The following is a 15,619-nucleotide window of genomic DNA, read 5'->3' as shown; positions in this document are numbered from 1 at the left end:
CCGGCTAGATCAGCCTAGACATGTTTAAATGACTGCCATTCTCATTCTTGAACCAATTGTAATTGAGTAAGTGCCTTAGCTGGCACTTGCCAACGTGCGATTGACTGCCAGGATTGGATTTTCCCATGCTGCCAATGAATTTTTAAGTAAGAGTTACGCTGAAGCGGCTTATTTTCATGGCTGTAAAGCTTCAGAAACTTTTGTTTGCCCGCAGCATCGTAACCAACTTGATGATAAATATATGGTGTCCCTGTCGAGCTTCTAGCTGCTTGAATCCGTTGCTGCTGGCCAGAAGTTGTTATTTGTGTGTAAAAAATGCGATCACTTTCTGAAAACTGGCGGGTAAAGAACCAGCCAGTTAAGACCACTGCTAAAACCAAAATAATTCCTGATATCAGCCGCTTCATCGTAGGCTCCTTTCCTAATTCAACGACTCTATTATAGGTCGGCAATGGCCGAGCAACAATTTATCCAGCGAACATCTATCTTACAAAAATGTAAGTTTCTGAAAAATGCGGAGTTATTATGAAACCGAGTTCAGTCAATACTGCAACTAAAAACAAAAGTTCAAAACCGTTAAAACTAGGTGACGGCGTTGAAACAGAACTAGTTCTGACTCCATTCCGGGCTTGCTGGTTGTGGAACGCGGCCGGCATTGATTTAAGCAAATTAAGGCCCAAATTATCATCAATACGAGTGTGCATAAGTGCAAAAACAGAATAGCGTCTGACTCTGTTCCGGGCTGCTTGGCGTGGAACGCGGCCGACATTGATCTGAGCCAATTACAAACCAAATTGTCTCAGATACAAGTCTTGTACTAAGTGGCACAGCCACTAAGAACAATTTGGCGGCTGACGCCAAGATCCCTCCACGCCGTCTGGAGCTGAGGTGGTGCACTTCATTATTGTCAGTGTTTGCGGCAGTGCTAGTGGGATTCATCAACTCAATTCAATCAGTAATGATAGTTAAACGGCAAAAAACGGTGTGACAACTCTATTTTTCAATAGAGATTATCATACCGCTTTTTGCACTACCACAATCTGGTTTTACCAGACACTAGTAATCAATTTTACTAATTTAATCTGCTAGGCGATTAACGACTAACTTCACCAGTACTGCCTTGCTATCAAACAAATCTAAAGTGGTCTGAATTAACTCAAAACGTAGTGGAGGCCGCCGGGTTGTCAGGCGTGAAATTATCCTTGGCGATTTATTGCTTAGGATAAGGCTCGCATTTAAGATTGTTGCGTAGCAATAAGCTCAAATCGATGCCCACACCGTTCCACAACCCGCCGGTCGTAACGAAGTTTTCCGCCATTTTGCCCAAAACCACTTTAAATTGGGCAAACAAAAACCGTGCCGCTACTCTTAATAAAAAGCTTGCGACACGGTTTTTGATTAATTATTGTTTTAAAACTACCAGATGTTAACCCGATCTTCAGGTGCTAACCACATGCCATCTTTATCCGTCACATTGAAGGCTTGGTAAAATTCATTCATGTTTTGTGCTTGCACGTTTGCCCGCAGTGGACCTGGTGCGTGAACATCGATTGACAAGAGTAATTGATTGAAGGCTTTAGTAGCCTTTAAACGCCAAACCATGGCCCAATTAATAAAGAAGGCTCGCAAATCAAGGTCAGTTTCTTCTTTGGCAGCCGACAAGGCACAGCTCAAGCCACCACCATCGGCGACATTTTCACTAATAACCAACTTGCCATTAACTTTGGACCCAGCATAAGGAATGCCGTCAAATTCTTTGATCATGGCTTGCGTCCGTTGTTCAAAGGCCGCGTAATCAGCCTTGGTCCACCAATTGGTCATGTTCCCTTTTTCATCGAATTTGGCTCCATTGTTGTCAAAAGCATGAGAAATTTCATGAGCGATGACGGCACCAATGCCACCATAATTCTGTGAACTTGATTGTTGCAAGCTATAGAATGGGGCTTGCAAAATTGCGGCTGGGAAAGTGATGTCATTGAAACTTGGGTCGTAACAAGCGTTGACCAAATTACCAGGCATTGCCCAGCGACTACGATCAACGGGCTTTTTAACTTTAGCAAAGTTATTCAAACGTAAAATTTTGTCTAAGGCTAACAAGTTATTTAATAAATCGCCGCCATCTGCAGCTGGGGTCACTTTTAATTGTTGGTAAACATCAGGTAATTTGTCAGGATAACCAACCTTGATTTCAATCATGTTTAATTTAAGAATGGCCTTGTCCTTGGTTGCTTGAGACAACCAATTGTTTTTAGTGAGACGATTCTTATAAACATTGATCATGGTCTTCACCATTTTAGCAACGTCTTGACGAGCAGCATCGCCGAAGTAGTTCTCGCCATAATATTGGCCAACCACGTCATCGAAATAGCCATTAGCCAAACGATAAGCATGCTTTTCTTGAGTTGGTGCTTCCTTCTGACCGCCAATCGCCCGGCCGTAAGTACCGCCAAGTTGCCGCAATTCTTCGGTTAAGAAACCAGTGGTGCCTAAAATCTCGTTAACCAGCAACCAGCTTTGATAGAGTGGGAAGTTGGCGGCAGTAACTAATTGGCTTAAGTTTTCAAAGTAATGTGGTTGCGTAACCACAACTTTTTCCGGTGTTTCTCCTAAAATTGCTGGAATTGCCGTGGCAAAATCAATTTCAGGTGCCAATTTCAAAAAGTCGGCAAAAGCGTATGGATTATATTGCTTGGTGTAATCAGCTAATTCTTCAGAATTCTTAACTAATGGCACGATCAAGGCATCGAATTGCTTGGCTTGATCAACTAATTTAGTCGCCTCAGCTTCTGAATAAGCAAATTTCTGCAAGATTGCCACGGCCATTTGTGTCCAAACAGCCAATAATTGTTTGCCGTTCTCATTATCAGCGGCGTAGTAAGTTTTGTCTGGCAAGATCAAGCCAGGCACATCTAAATAAAGTAAATTGACTGACGTATTTTTCATGTCTGGTTGAACGTCTAATGTAAATGGTTTGACGATGCCATCGAGAATCAGTTCACTTAATTGTTGGTTGAAATCAGCCCAACTTTTAATTGCTTTTACTTTCGCCAAAGCTGCGGCTGCAGGTTTAACACCATCAGCATCACGTTTCTTAAAATCTAAAGCTAAGGCGTTTAATTTAACGGCTTCGCTTAATAAAGGATTCTTAACTGTTTCTGGATGAGCGCGAAAGCCAGCAAAATCGGCCAGCATCTGTTTCTCGACGCCTTCATCCAAATCAGAAAAACCACCTGTGCGCGGACGATCGGCTGGAATTTCGGCGGTCTTCGCCCATTCACCATTTACAGATAAATATAAATTGTCTTGAACTCGTGCACTTTCGGCAGCAGTGGTATCACCGGCGCCACCGCGAACAGCACGTAATTTTGTTGTCATCATTTACGCTGACTTCCCTTCATTCGAACTAAAACTAGTCATTAGCACAATTCTAGCACTTGCCGTTTAATTAAACAAATATGAGAGAAAAATAATAACGATGATTTATTTTTTAACGTTCAACTGTGAAGAGATGGTGAGCCAAGCGATAATCGTGATCACACGCGGCGGCGACTTCTGATTCGTGGGTCACAATAATCACACATTTCCCCTGTTCATGGGCAATTTTCTGGAAAAGTCGAACGACTTCGGCGGTATTTTTCTCATCAAGATTACCAGTGGGTTCGTCGGCGACCACCACTTCAGCATCGCAACACATGGTTCGGGCAATCGCTACTCGTTGCTGTTGCCCGCCAGAAAGCTTTTGAACGTTCTTAGTCATTTGCTCATCAGTAATCCCCAGTTGACGCAACATGCTTTGGGCATATTTTTTATCACCTTGATGGCTGGAACGTGTGATCGACATGGCTGTCATTAAATTCTCCAACGGCGACATATACGTCAATAGATTATAAGATTGAAAGACAATTGCCACATGCCGTTGCCGATAAGTCGTCAAACCAATTTTAGCAATCGATTTGCCGTCTAACTCAATCGTCCCTGCTTTAGGTTTATCCAGACCGGCAATCAACGACAGAAACGTTGTCTTTCCGGTCCCACTTTGACCAACAATTGCATAAGACTCGCCAGGTGCGAAGCTTAAATTTACATTTTCAAAGAGACTATTGGCTTGTTGATCATACCAATATCCCAAATTATTAACAGTTAACATATAAAACCTCCGAATTTTAGAGTGTGCAGAGTGATGCATGCCACAATATGGCTGATTAAACAGAATAGGTTCTGACTACATTCCGGGCTTGCTGGTTGCGGAACGCTGCCGGCATTGATTTGAGCTTCTTGCTAACGCAACAATCTCAAATACAAGCCTTATTGTAAGTGCTAAAGCACTAACAATAATTTGGCGGCTGGCAACCACGCCCTCCATTCCGTCTGGAGCTAATGTGGTGCACTATATCTTTGCTAGTGATTGCGGCAATTGCAGTAAGGTATATCAACTAAACTTTAATTGATAAATACTCGCATATTGGAACTACAATAACCTGATTGACTGTCGTTAGTTTGAACAAAAAGGATTGTCATCCGGATTTCACTAATTATTGTAATTTGTCTTTCTAAACAATGGTGTTCAGTTTAGTTAGTTTGCTTAGGCAGGGGCCCAGCGATTGGCGTCAGCTGTGAAATTTGTCTTGCTGCATTAGCAGCTAGTCAAAGCCTCGTATTTGAAACAATTTGGTTTGTAATTGGTTCAAATCGACGGCTATAGCGTTCCACGCCTTCAAAATTGCTGGGCCCCTGCCGTCACCATCTAAGGAGCGACTTAAATCAATCTACGCATATATTTCAAAGAAACGACAATTGTCACTCCAAACACGCTTCAATTAATCAATCAAAACTTTTCGTGGTTGTAGTCGCAGGATGCCAACTGAACCGGCTGTAATTGAAATCAGAACAATTACCAAACCTAAACCAGCAAGCTCACCTAAATCTTGTGCTGTTACCTGAACATTTAATTTCGTTTTTTCAGCTTTAGTTGGTGTTTGATTCCGACCGCCAAAATTACCACTTGGGGCACCACCGCCGTTGCTATCACCACTTGGCGCTTGACCACCCATTTGACCGCCAGGACCACCTTGACTTTGCGTACTGCTGGTTTGAGTTGTCGTTTGTTGTGACACTAACTGTGCACCTAATTTATTACCAACGAACTGACCGCCGGCACCGGCAATACCAACACTGATTAATAACACCACGACCATTTCCACAAAGAATTGGGCAATGATCTTCCAACGTGCCTCACCTAATGACAGCAGCACGCCGATTTCATAACGGCGTTCACGAATCATTAAAATGACGATCAACGCTAAAATAACCGTACCAGCAATCGCAACTAACCAAACAATTTTATCGGCAAAAGATTTAACATTATTCATCGAAGCTTTGATACTTTGATAGCTGGCATCATTGGCTGACAAGGAATACTTAGAAGTATTGATCAATTTTTGACCAGCTTTTTTAACAGCGCTAACTTTGGCAGGATCACTAATTGTGAAAGTAACTGAATCAGCTGTATTTTTATACTTCGTACCCTTGATTGTGTTCGCCAAAGTGTAGGAAGTATAAATCGAATTAGCGGGATCACTGGCGTTGGGCCCCATTTGCATCCCCGTTGTTGCCGAAGAGCTAGCCTTATAAATACCAACGATTTTTAACTTGTAAGTTTTACTACCTGAAGTTGCTTTAACAGTAATTGAATCACCGACCGCTAAATTATCTTGCTTAGCCAGCTCCGACTCGATTACCACATTGTTAGTATTAGCATCGCTGGCAGTCAGGCCACGACCTTTAGTAATTTTTGCACCGGAATCACTAAAGCTGGCGGCTGTATCAGACACACCACTAATTGTGATATCACCTTGACTGGTGCTAGCTTTATCATCGCCACCAGGTCCACCTTGCATGACACTCTTAGTGCTGGTTGAACTAGTCGAAATAGCATCAAAACTTTTGGCGTTAACTGACGTTGAAGAAGTCACATTATAGCTCGCCACATTCGCCAGCTGGGCAATCTGCTTCACATCACTCAATTTTACTGAGGCCATGGTTAACTTAGGCATCGTTTTTTTAGTGCTATCAGATGTGCTATCAGTACTGTCGCTGCTCTGACTAGCCCGCATCTTTTTAAAAGCCGCCTCGCGATTGGCCGATAAAGTCAACGTCGCGCCAACATTCTTCTTGGCATGCTCCGTCGCCGTATTGGCCGCATTCTTGATCAAAAGACCAGCCAACACAAATAACATAATCGCCGAAGTTACCAAAATGAGTAAAATTGAACGACCCTTCTTGGCAATCAAATTCAGCCAAGCACGTTTAAAAAAATTCATATAAATCCTCCTTAGGATAGAGTGTGAGGAGTTGCGGGAGGCAGCGTAGCGTAACTTCAATTATTTGATTGAGCGGTGCAACCGATCGAGCAAATAATTAAGTTAGGCATAGCTGACTGCAACTCCGAACACGTTTAGACAGAGTGTGAGGAGTTGCGGGAGCTGGCGTAGGATAACTTCAAATATTTTGATGAGCGGTGTAACCGATCATTGAAATATTTAAGTTAGCCATAGACAGCTGCAACCCCGAACACGTTTAAGTAGAGTGTGAGGAGGGATGGTCAGACTGCGTAGCATAATTTCAATTATTTGATTGAGCGGTGTAGCCGATCGAGCAAATAATTAAATTAGGCATAGCAGGCTATCCCTCTGAACACGTTTAAGTAGAGTGTATGGGCTGGTGGTTTTTTGGCGTAGCGTAACTTCAAATAATGATTTGAGCTGGTGCAACCAGATCGAAGCATTATTTGAGTTAGCCATAGACAACTGCAACCCCGAACACGTTTAGATAGAGCGTGAGGGTTGCCGCTTTTTTGGCGTAGCCTAATTTCAAATAATTGATTGAGCGGTGTAACCGATCGAGCAATTATTTAAATTAGGACTAGCCATTTGTCGACCCGAACACGTTTAAACAAAATTGTGTGTAATTTCAATCAGCACTCACAAAAGCAGTTAAAAACAACAAATAATTTCAAATAAACAAACATAAATATGGTTCAACAAGTTGCTGCTTTGTGTAGGCAATTTCAACAACATTTCTAGCTTATCCTGTAAAAAGGACTGAATTATGGTCGCGATTAGTCATTTCATCGACAAAAATAAGAATTAATTGCGAAGAAGCGCAAAAAAAGACCAGTTATCATGTAGCGAAGCATGATAACTGGTCTTAAACTTAAAAATTGATTTTTGGTAAAGGAATCGTGCTAGCCACGCCCCAACCGTTGCTGTATACACTGAAACCAGCCAACAGCACTGAGCAGAAGAAGAAAATAATTAAAATCCAAATGAGATGCCGCTTCTTATTCATCAAAAAAATGGCCACGAATTCACGAATAATCGCGTTAGGTAAGAAATACATCCGCGTGGCGGCACCAACACCGTTAGCAGACAAACCGGCCATGCGCGCGTAAATCCCAGCACGGAACGTATGATAATTATTACTGAAGAACCGCACATTAGGCTTCGTCACGCTTTGATCGGCATCAATAATCGCCTTGGAAAACTTCATATTTTCTAAAGTGTTACGTGACTTATCCTCCAGAACAACTAAGGCCGGATCCCAACCGTGGGTAATCGCATAATCAGCCATCGCCCGGGCCTCAGATAATTTCTCATCTGGTCCTTGTCCCCCAGAGAAAATAATTTTCGGTGCTGGCCGACCTTTAGCCACTTGTTTATTCGCAAAACGAATCGCCCGATCGATGCGGGCACCGAGTAACCGTGAAACCTGGTCACCGTTAATCAGGCCGGCGCCTAAAACAATCAAGTAATTGGCCCGATAACGTTTAGGCACGAATTGGTACAAAATCAAATTGACTAAAAAGTTAAACGAGCAGAGCCCAAAATAAATCCCAATCATTGGTAAGCCGGACAGCAAGGCGTTGACCCAATCAGGCAGGAATTTACTGTGGCTAGCCATAAACAAGTTGACCAGCCAGAGCGCAATCAGGAACAAGCCTAACAATAATGTCAACATATTGGCTAAGGTATGACTTTCACGCCGCCAAACCACCCAGGCATTCCATAGCAACAGCGCCCAAGCAAATAATGATACTGCGGCCAAGGCCAAAACTAGTAAGACAAAGATTGCCCCCATAACGACAATGAACAGTGTGTTCCCAGTACTGAAAATAAGTACTGCCAGTTCTCCTAAAAAAGCCACAAAGAAAATTGTAAATAAAATGCCGTTGACTAAGCGTCGCGGTTCTTTTAGCCAAAAAAATAGAAACAATGCCAATAGTAAAATTGTTGCCAGACCCCAATAAATCGAAACTTGTCGTAAAACAAGCTGTGAATCATGGGTAATTAATTCTGAATTGACCATTAAATAACTCCTCCACTAATTACGAAAACTGGTATGGCTGGCTTTCCAATCCATTAACTTAATACGCACCCAAAAGCTATAGATTCCCAACGTAATAATTGACAGCAATAACCACTTGATCCATTGGCCGAATAAACCAACAGCACTGCCAGAAAACTGTAAGCGATGGCCTTCGATCACAGTATGATTGATTTTCCAACCATAAATCATTGTTAACGCCCAAGGATAACAAATCCCCAAAGTGCAGAACGTGACTAACCCGCCAAGAATCGACCAACCAATTAATTGTAATAAGCCACCATCAAAGAATGATGTCCGGCCATGATATGTCTCTAGCAAACCCAACTACCCCCATTAAACTTGTATGTACTAGTTAATTTTATCATAGCCATCAGACAATACCACCATCGAAAGACCGAGAAAAATTGAAAAACATCAGAGCAGCAAGTCTTCCCCAATTGGGCGAGGTGGTGGCGGCGCAATTTTTCGGGCGTGGAACGCCATGGGCATTGTTAAATTCCTAGTCATTCCTTAATTGAGGGCGGCAGGGGCTCAGCGATTTTTCGGGCGTGGAACATGGTGGGCGTTGATTTGAGCTTATTGCTAACGCAACAATCTCAAATACAAGCCTTATTCTAACCGCTAAAGCGGCAAGAATAATTTCACCATTGACGCCAATCGCTGGGCCCCTGCCTGGATTAAATTTGCAGAATGGAGCACCACTATTTGGCCGAACCAGATTGTGGTGATACAAAAAATGGTGTGACAATCTCTACTAAGAAGAGAGTTGTCACACCATTCTTTTTGCTGCTGTTCAACTATTACTACCGATTGAATTGAGTTTCTGAATTCCGCTAACACTGCCTTAAACGCTAATAAAAATGAAATGCGCAGACTCAACTCCAGACGGAATGGAGGGCATGGTTGTCAGCCGCCAAATTTGTCTTGCCGTTTCAGCGGTTAGACAAAGGCTCGTATTTGAAACAATTGTGGTCTTCAATTGTTTCAAATCGATGCCGGCCGCGTTCCACAACCAGCAAGCCCGGAATGGAGTCAGAACCAGTCCCGTTTCAACACCTACACCAGATGTTAATGGTTTTGAACTGACAGCAATTAGTGCCAATCGAAACTAACGGGCGTACTTCTCAATCACCTGACATAAAATCGCAGTGGCGCCAGCACCAGCTAATTGGTCGTAATGCGTCTGAAAGCGCGGATCAACTTGATACATTGCTGCTAAACCCCGATGAGCAGCCGCTGAATAAGTGGTGCTCGGCCCCCAGGCTAGTTGGAGCCACTGCTGATGATCCGCGAAAGCTTGTTTAGCCGTGACCGATTCTAAATCAGTGGTCACCAACAATTTTTGTAATTGGTGGACTAAATCTGTTTCCAATGTTTGCATTTGCTGCACCTGATCCTGACTAAGACCGATCCAATGATTTTTCGCAGCTTGTAACTGCGCATCTGAATACTTCGCAGCTAACTCCTCACCGTATAGTTGATCATTCTGGGCCACCTGTTGCTGCTTAAAGGCCGTAAATTTTGCTTGATCTGACATGGTTATTTTTCCCTCCTGTGCTTGTTGCGTCTGTTTCAACAGAACTAATAACTGATCCAACCGAGCTCGTTGTTGGCGCAGTTTTTGTTCCTGTTGCCGTAGGGAGGTGCCAATATCAAAATCAGGCGCCAACATAATTTGCTTAATCGTCGCCAGTGGAAACGCCAACTCGCGGTAAAACAAAATTTGCTGCAGCCGATCCACTTGCTGCTGGTCAAACCAACGATAATTATTTTGTGGATCACGGCGAGCCTGTAGCAGACCTTGTTGCTCATAATAGCGAATGGTCCGCTGACTAACCCCAGCCAATTTCGCCAATTCACTGGTCTGATAAGCCATCCTGTTGACCTCCTGATTACAATATTGTCAGGCATCATTCCCTAACAATGACTAGCATAAAGGCTGACCTAACGTCAGGGTCAAGCTAAAAATTTAAAAAATTACCATTGTTCATGATTCCAAATCCGACCATCTAATTCGCCTTCACTTTGTTCGATTCGCCGCGCCAATTCGGCCGCATAGACCGCTGTCTGTTGTAAAAGCGCTCGCGATTGATAGGCAGAATTTTGCTGCGCCAATTCAGTTAAAGTCGTCGTTAACCAATCTTCAGTGGCCATTAGTCATGCTCCCCTCGGCGAATTTCCTGCAATTGTGTTTGTAAATCCTGATAGTCAGCCAATTGATCTGCCAATTGTTCTTGAGCCAACGCCAACGTTGACTTTGTTGTCGAATCAACACTTGCTATTTGTTGCAACTGCGCCAACAGCCATTGACCTCGTTGTGCAAAGCTTGCCGGTTGTTTTAAAGTCAAATATTGCTGATAGTCAACTAACAATTTCTGCTTGGCGCTGTCTGTTAAATAACTAAATTGTTCAATCATTAAGGGAGCCAAATAACGCCAGCCTAACTTCTGGGCAAAAGCCTGATAAGGCCGCAAAATTTCACTTAAAGTAAATTGCTCGCGGGCGCCAGCTTGATAGCTCGCTAACTTCTCGCCCAAACTAACCACCAAACCTAATTCCTTGCCGGCAAGAAATTCATACTGACTAACTTCACCAGTAAAAATCGCCTCTTGCCATTGTTTGAGAATTGCGGGCGCACTATACCAGTACAATGGAAATTGCCAAATAATCCGATCAGCTTGTTCCAACAGCGTTAACTCGGTTTCGCGCGACCAACCATTTTTCGCGAAAGCCGCGGTTAAATCATGCCAAATGAGCTGGTCATCATTAACAGCCGACTGCGGCAAACTGGCCTGTAAAAATTGTTGGGTTGGTGAATTATCAATTTCGGGATGCGCTACAAGAATTAAAGTTTGCATCAAGTTTACTCCTTCTAAATCACGCCTCATCAGTTTCTTGACGTTGAATAATGCCACTGGCTAATAATAATAGTTGGACCGTCGTTGGACCGAGAAATTTGAAGCCACGTTTTTTCATATCTTTAGCGACCACCGTGCCAAAACTCGACTGCTGATTTAATGGCGCCCCTGCTGGTACCGCCATCATCCAAGTTTGTTGCTCTGAGAAATGCCAGAGATAATCAGCAAAATCTTTAAACTCTGGCTGCAATCGATAAATCGCCCGGGCATTCATAATAATCGCCTGAATTTTACGCGGATTACGAATCATCTGGGGATTCTGCAGCAAAGCCTCAAATTCCGGCTCGTCAAACCCGGCGACTTGCTGATAATCAAAGTCAGCAAAGACTTGCCGAAAAACCGGAATTTTACTGGCCGCTGTTTTCCAGCCTAAGCCCGCTTGAAAAACCGCTACAATCGATAGTTCAAATAAGATTCGATTATCGTGAGTTTCCTGACCAAATAGTCGGTCGTATTCTTCAACCCCAGTTTCATGCTGTTTCGCCAAAGTTCTCACCTCTTTTACCAACGACACTAATTTACAAATTAATTAACCGAACTTGTTGAATATGTTCGCCATCAGAAAGATCATCGACAATTTGAACGTAATCCATTTTCCGAGGAATTTCGATGAAATAAACATTGGTGTAAACTTTCTGATGATTCACTTCCGACGCCTTGAAGCTAAAGCGCCGCACCTGAATTTGATGTTCGGCAAAATATTTTTTGATAATGGCTTTCGTTTCGGCCTTGTGAGTGTATTTCACTTCAACTCGTTGATAATGTTGGACTTTGATGACTTTCTTCAATAAAGCCAGCACCAATAAAACAACAACCGCGCTAATGAAGGCAATCGGATAATAGCCCATCCCTACTGCCAAGCCTAAGCCAGCCGTTGCCCACAAGGATGCCGCTGTGGTCAAACCAGTTACTGAATGGCGGGTGACAACAATCGTCCCAGCACCTAAGAAACCAATCCCACTCACCACTTGGGCAATCAACCGTGCTTCATCGGCGCGAACCACGCCGGAATATTTCGGAAAAGCTTTAGCGAAATCAATCGCCTGAAAACCAATCTGCTGCTGAATCATGGCAATGACGCAGGCACCCACACACACTAAAATATGGGTACGAATCCCCGCAGGATGGTTTTTCTGTTCACGATCATAGCCAATCAGCCCCGCGATTAAAACCGCTGAGAATAAACGAATAATAATTTCGGAAATAGTTACATTTAATGTCATTAAAAAATCGCCTCAATAATCTAGATTCTTTTTGATCAATTCTGGAACACTTTACTCGAGTACTTATTCATTTCTATCTTAACATTTTTCAGAAAATTTTGAGGTCGACTTCAGTCATCTGCTCTGTAAAAATAATACGTCAAGTATGCGTGGTCAAAACAGAATGGCGTCTGACTCTGTTCCGGGCTGCTTGGCGTGGAACGCTGCCGACGTTGATCTGAGCCAATTACAAAACAAATTGTCTCAGATACAAGTCTTATCCTAAGCGCTAAAGCGCCAAGGATAATTTGGCGGCTGACGCCAAGATCCCTCCACACCGTCTGAAGTTAAGCTTGCGAACTTTATCTTTGCTAGTTTTTAAGGCAGGAATTGTGCTCCCAAAAAAATTTGCCTTATGTCACGGTCTCAATTTCACCATTGACGCTAATTGCTCTGTTCCTGCCTAGATTACCTAATCAACTAGAATGCCACCGCTTGACAAGTCCTCTGGCTGAAATCAAGAACTGTCAAGCGAGCCTTTTCAGTAAGCTATTTACTTTATACTGCAATTCAAACCAAGATGGCTAGTCCCACTGCAATTGACTTAACCTCTAAAACAACTCCAAACGGAATGGAGGGCGTGGTTGTCAGCCAATTGGGTTTTATTTGCGTAGGAGCTTGCGAGAAGCAGCCAAATTTGTCTTGCCGCTTTAGCGGTTAGACAAAGGCTCGGATTGATAACAATTTGGTTCGTAATTGGCATCAATCGATGCCGGCAGCGTTCCACAACCAGCAAGCCCGCAATGGAGTCAAAACCAGTTCTGTCTAATCAACATCATCAGTGCGCCTATTTTTGAAAAGAGTTGTAAAATTGATTGCTAAAATGTCGTCGTCGATTTTTTCACAAGCTCAATAATTTCGTTTAGAGTCGCTTCACTTTCCTCTTGTGCAGTCGCACTAGACAAGTTGTAAGCGTTGACATTAAAGGATAATTCGCTACAATTAGGTTGTATTCAATTTAAAATTATTGGAAAACAAAAATCGGAGGGGTCCTCATGAAAGTTATCGTTATTGGCTGTACTCATGCCGGCACTTTTGCTACACAACAAATCTTAACCGAGCATCCAGATTGGCAAGTGACCGTTTACGAACGGAATAATAATTTGTCTTTCTTATCTTGTGGGATTGCGCTTTGGGTCGGCGGTCACGTCTCAGATCCAAAGAAGATGTTCTATTCAAGTCCTGAAGCTTTAACCAGCTTAGGCGCAACAATGAAGATGGAACACGACGTACTTGATGTTGACACTAATGCTAAAACTATTCGGGTCAAGGATTTAAAAACTGGGGAAGAATCCACCGAAAGTTATGATAAGTTAGTGGTCACTACTGGTTCAGCACCAGTGATTCCACCAATTGAAGGCATCGACAATCCTAAAGTTCAACTTTGCAAGAACTGGACTCATGCTAACCAAATCAAAGAAGAATCCGCAAAAATCAATTCTGCTATTATTATTGGTGCGGGCTACATTGGTGCCGAATTAGCTGAACAATTATCATTAATTGGCAAAAAAGTCACTTTAATCGACGCTTTGCCACGTGTTTTGGCTAAAAACTTCGACAAGTCAATTACTGACCGAGTTGAAAAAGAATACACTGATCACGGTGTTAAATTAGCCATGGGCGAAAAAGTTGTTAAGTTCAGCGGTGACAACGAAATTACCGTGACAACTGACAAAGACAGCTACACTGCCGACATCGCCATTATGGCCGCTGGTTTCCGGCCTAACACTGGTTTGATGAAGGATAAAGTTGACATGATCGGCAATGGTGCCATCATTACCAACGAATACATGCAAACTAGTGATCCTGATATTTATGCTGCTGGTGATTCATCAGTTGTTAAATACAACCCAACTGGCAAAGACGACTACATTCCTTTAGCAACGAATGCCGTTCGTCAAGGTATTTTAGTGGGTAAGAACATTGCGAAACCAACTGAAAAATATCTTGGTACACAAGCATCATCAGCCGTTGAACTTTACGGCATGACAATTGCTTCCTCCGGCTTAACAGTTGAAGGTGCAGCTGCTCGTGGTGTTGAAGTTGAACACGTGACTTTGGAACAAGATTATCGTCCGGAATTCATGCTGACAACTACACCAATCCTAATGGAATTGACTTGGGATCCTAAGACTCGCGAAGTTAAGGGTGGCGCTTTCTACAGTTCATATGACTGCGCGCAATCAGCCAACGTGATTTCCTTAGCGATTCAAACAAAAATGACGATTGATGATTTATCAATGGTCGACATGTTCTTCCAACCAAACTACGACCAACCAGTCAACTATGTCAATGCGCTAGCTGGCGCTGCCGTAGCTCAAGCAGCTAAATAAGTCTTTGATTTTTTCTAAGTTAATATCAAGAGTCGCACGCACAGCTTTTTGAACTGTGGTGCGACTCTTTTTTAGTCTTAAAGTTCAAAATTCAATAAAGGAGTTGAAACAGAATTGGTTCTGACTGCATTCCGGGCTTGCTGGTTGTGGAACGCTGCCGGCATCGATTTGAACCAATTACAGACCAAATTGTTAAGTTCTGATGATAGTGCTGAACAAAATAGCTTTTGACTCCATTCCGGGCTGCTTGGCGTGGAACGCGGCCGACACTGATTGAAGCCTTTGTTACACAAAGTCTCCAATACAGGTCTTATTGTAAGTGCTAAAGCACTAACAATAATTTGGCGGCTGATGCCAAGATCCCTACATTCCGTCTGAAGTTGATGTGGTGCACTTTATTTCTATTTGCACTTAAGACAGTGGCAGTAGAATTCACTAACTCATTTCAATTAGTACTAATAGTTAAACAGCAAAAAAACGGTGTGACTTATCTATTCATCAAATAGAGATTGTCATACCGTTTTTGTAACACCACAATCTGGTTCGGCCAAATAGTGGTGATCAGTTTTGTTAGTTTTATCTGGTGGTGGCGGCGCAATTGGCGTCAGCCATGAAATTATTCTTGCCGCTTTAGCGGTTAGAATAAGGCTTGTATTTAAGATTTTGTGTAACAAAAGCTTAAATCAATGCTCATGGCGTTCCACGCCCCTCAAATTGCGCC

At 42.9% G+C, this 15,619-nt stretch carries 14 protein-coding genes; 2 read left to right on the top strand and 12 right to left on the bottom strand.

All coding sequences use genetic code 11. From position 1 onward, the window contains the following. Positions 1 to 41: 41 nt before the first annotated feature. The 7 genes from EKM82_RS09935 to EKM82_RS09910 all read right to left on the bottom strand — a co-directional run bounded on the left by EKM82_RS09935 (position 42) and on the right by EKM82_RS09910 (position 8,703). The gene (locus tag EKM82_RS09935; RefSeq protein ID WP_125768787.1) at positions 42 to 407 is read right to left on the bottom strand and encodes a YxeA family protein; all 366 of its coding nucleotides are present in this window, start codon (positions 405 to 407) and stop codon (positions 42 to 44) included. Between the two features lie 1,009 nt (positions 408 to 1,416). Continuing rightward, the gene (locus EKM82_RS09930; RefSeq protein ID WP_125768784.1) at positions 1,417 to 3,378 is read right to left on the bottom strand and encodes a M13 family metallopeptidase; all 1,962 of its coding nucleotides are present in this window, start codon (positions 3,376 to 3,378) and stop codon (positions 1,417 to 1,419) included. Positions 3,379 to 3,487: 109 nt separating this feature from the next. Beyond that, on the bottom strand, positions 3,488 to 4,147 hold the full coding sequence (locus EKM82_RS09925) for an ABC transporter ATP-binding protein (protein WP_125768781.1): 660 nt from the start codon (positions 4,145 to 4,147) through the stop codon (positions 3,488 to 3,490). A 75-nt stretch (positions 4,148 to 4,222) separates the two neighbouring features. Beyond that, entirely contained in the window at positions 4,223 to 4,363 is a 141-nt protein-coding gene (locus EKM82_RS11640; protein WP_164508232.1) for a hypothetical protein, read from the bottom strand. A gap of 454 nt (positions 4,364 to 4,817) precedes the next feature. After that, positions 4,818 to 6,320: an ABC transporter permease gene (locus EKM82_RS09920; RefSeq protein ID WP_125768778.1), complete on the bottom strand. Its 1,503-nt coding sequence runs from the start codon at positions 6,318 to 6,320 to the stop codon at positions 4,818 to 4,820. An 892-nt stretch (positions 6,321 to 7,212) separates the two neighbouring features. Beyond that, complete coding sequence (locus tag EKM82_RS09915; protein WP_125768775.1) at positions 7,213 to 8,364, bottom strand: YdcF family protein; 1,152 nt, start codon at positions 8,362 to 8,364, stop codon at positions 7,213 to 7,215. 15 nt (positions 8,365 to 8,379) lie between these two features. Continuing rightward, a complete protein-coding gene (locus tag EKM82_RS09910) occupies positions 8,380 to 8,703 on the bottom strand; it encodes a DUF898 domain-containing protein (RefSeq protein ID WP_225419718.1) in 324 nt (107 codons plus the stop codon). A gap of 572 nt (positions 8,704 to 9,275) precedes the next feature. Here EKM82_RS09910 and EKM82_RS11635 point away from each other — a divergent pair. Further along, on the top strand, positions 9,276 to 9,497 hold the full coding sequence (locus tag EKM82_RS11635) for a hypothetical protein (RefSeq protein WP_164508231.1): 222 nt from the start codon (positions 9,276 to 9,278) through the stop codon (positions 9,495 to 9,497). Here the strand turns inward: EKM82_RS11635 and EKM82_RS09905 are convergent. The 5 genes from EKM82_RS09905 to EKM82_RS09890 form a co-directional block, all read right to left on the bottom strand. Further along, positions 9,494 to 10,261 carry a MerR family transcriptional regulator gene (locus EKM82_RS09905; protein WP_125768770.1) on the bottom strand — a complete coding sequence of 256 codons (768 nt, stop codon included), beginning with the start codon at positions 10,259 to 10,261 and terminating at the stop codon, positions 9,494 to 9,496. The genes EKM82_RS11635 and EKM82_RS09905 overlap by 4 nt on opposite strands. A gap of 101 nt (positions 10,262 to 10,362) precedes the next feature. After that, positions 10,363 to 10,539: a hypothetical protein gene (locus EKM82_RS11630; protein WP_164508230.1), complete on the bottom strand. Its 177-nt coding sequence runs from the start codon at positions 10,537 to 10,539 to the stop codon at positions 10,363 to 10,365. Further along, the gene (locus EKM82_RS09900; protein WP_125768767.1) at positions 10,539 to 11,243 is read right to left on the bottom strand and encodes an NAD(P)H-dependent oxidoreductase; all 705 of its coding nucleotides are present in this window, start codon (positions 11,241 to 11,243) and stop codon (positions 10,539 to 10,541) included. Before EKM82_RS09900 ends, EKM82_RS11630 begins: the two co-directional genes overlap by 1 nt. A 19-nt stretch (positions 11,244 to 11,262) precedes the next feature. After that, positions 11,263 to 11,799: a DNA-3-methyladenine glycosylase I gene (locus EKM82_RS09895; RefSeq protein WP_404802903.1), complete on the bottom strand. Its 537-nt coding sequence runs from the start codon at positions 11,797 to 11,799 to the stop codon at positions 11,263 to 11,265. 22 nt (positions 11,800 to 11,821) lie between these two features. Beyond that, entirely contained in the window at positions 11,822 to 12,526 is a 705-nt protein-coding gene (locus EKM82_RS09890; RefSeq protein ID WP_125768761.1) for an MgtC/SapB family protein, read from the bottom strand. A gap of 1,034 nt (positions 12,527 to 13,560) precedes the next feature. On the opposite strand from EKM82_RS09890, the gene EKM82_RS09885 reads away from it, so the two are divergent. Next, positions 13,561 to 14,898 carry an FAD-dependent oxidoreductase gene (locus EKM82_RS09885; protein WP_125768757.1) on the top strand — a complete coding sequence of 446 codons (1,338 nt, stop codon included), beginning with the start codon at positions 13,561 to 13,563 and terminating at the stop codon, positions 14,896 to 14,898. The last annotated feature ends 721 nt before the right edge of the window (positions 14,899 to 15,619 follow it).

Source organism: Lapidilactobacillus wuchangensis (assembly GCF_003946645.1).
Lineage (GTDB): Bacteria > Bacillota > Bacilli > Lactobacillales > Lactobacillaceae > Lapidilactobacillus > Lapidilactobacillus wuchangensis.
This window is presented reverse-complemented; position numbering and strand designations above follow the sequence as displayed.

Bases quoted from the DNA above. Each gene is read 5' to 3' on its own strand.
- EKM82_RS09935 (WP_125768787.1), bottom strand. From the start codon at position 407: ATGAAGCGGCTGATATCAGGAATTATTTTGGTTTTAGCAGTGGTCTTA.
- EKM82_RS09930 (WP_125768784.1), bottom strand. From the start codon at position 3,378: ATGATGACAACAAAATTACGTGCTGTTCGCGGTGGCGCCGGTGATACC.
- EKM82_RS09925 (WP_125768781.1), bottom strand. From the start codon at position 4,147: ATGTTAACTGTTAATAATTTGGGATATTGGTATGATCAACAAGCCAAT.
- EKM82_RS11640 (WP_164508232.1), bottom strand. From the start codon at position 4,363: ATGGAGGGCGTGGTTGCCAGCCGCCAAATTATTGTTAGTGCTTTAGCA.
- EKM82_RS09920 (WP_125768778.1), bottom strand. From the start codon at position 6,320: ATGAATTTTTTTAAACGTGCTTGGCTGAATTTGATTGCCAAGAAGGGT.
- EKM82_RS09915 (WP_125768775.1), bottom strand. From the start codon at position 8,364: ATGGTCAATTCAGAATTAATTACCCATGATTCACAGCTTGTTTTACGA.
- EKM82_RS11635 (WP_164508231.1), top strand. From the start codon at position 9,276: ATGGAGGGCATGGTTGTCAGCCGCCAAATTTGTCTTGCCGTTTCAGCG.
- EKM82_RS09905 (WP_125768770.1), bottom strand. From the start codon at position 10,261: ATGGCTTATCAGACCAGTGAATTGGCGAAATTGGCTGGGGTTAGTCAG.
- EKM82_RS11630 (WP_164508230.1), bottom strand. From the start codon at position 10,539: ATGGCCACTGAAGATTGGTTAACGACGACTTTAACTGAATTGGCGCAG.
- EKM82_RS09900 (WP_125768767.1), bottom strand. From the start codon at position 11,243: ATGCAAACTTTAATTCTTGTAGCGCATCCCGAAATTGATAATTCACCA.
- EKM82_RS09890 (WP_125768761.1), bottom strand. From the start codon at position 12,526: ATGACATTAAATGTAACTATTTCCGAAATTATTATTCGTTTATTCTCA.
- EKM82_RS09885 (WP_125768757.1), top strand. From the start codon at position 13,561: ATGAAAGTTATCGTTATTGGCTGTACTCATGCCGGCACTTTTGCTACA.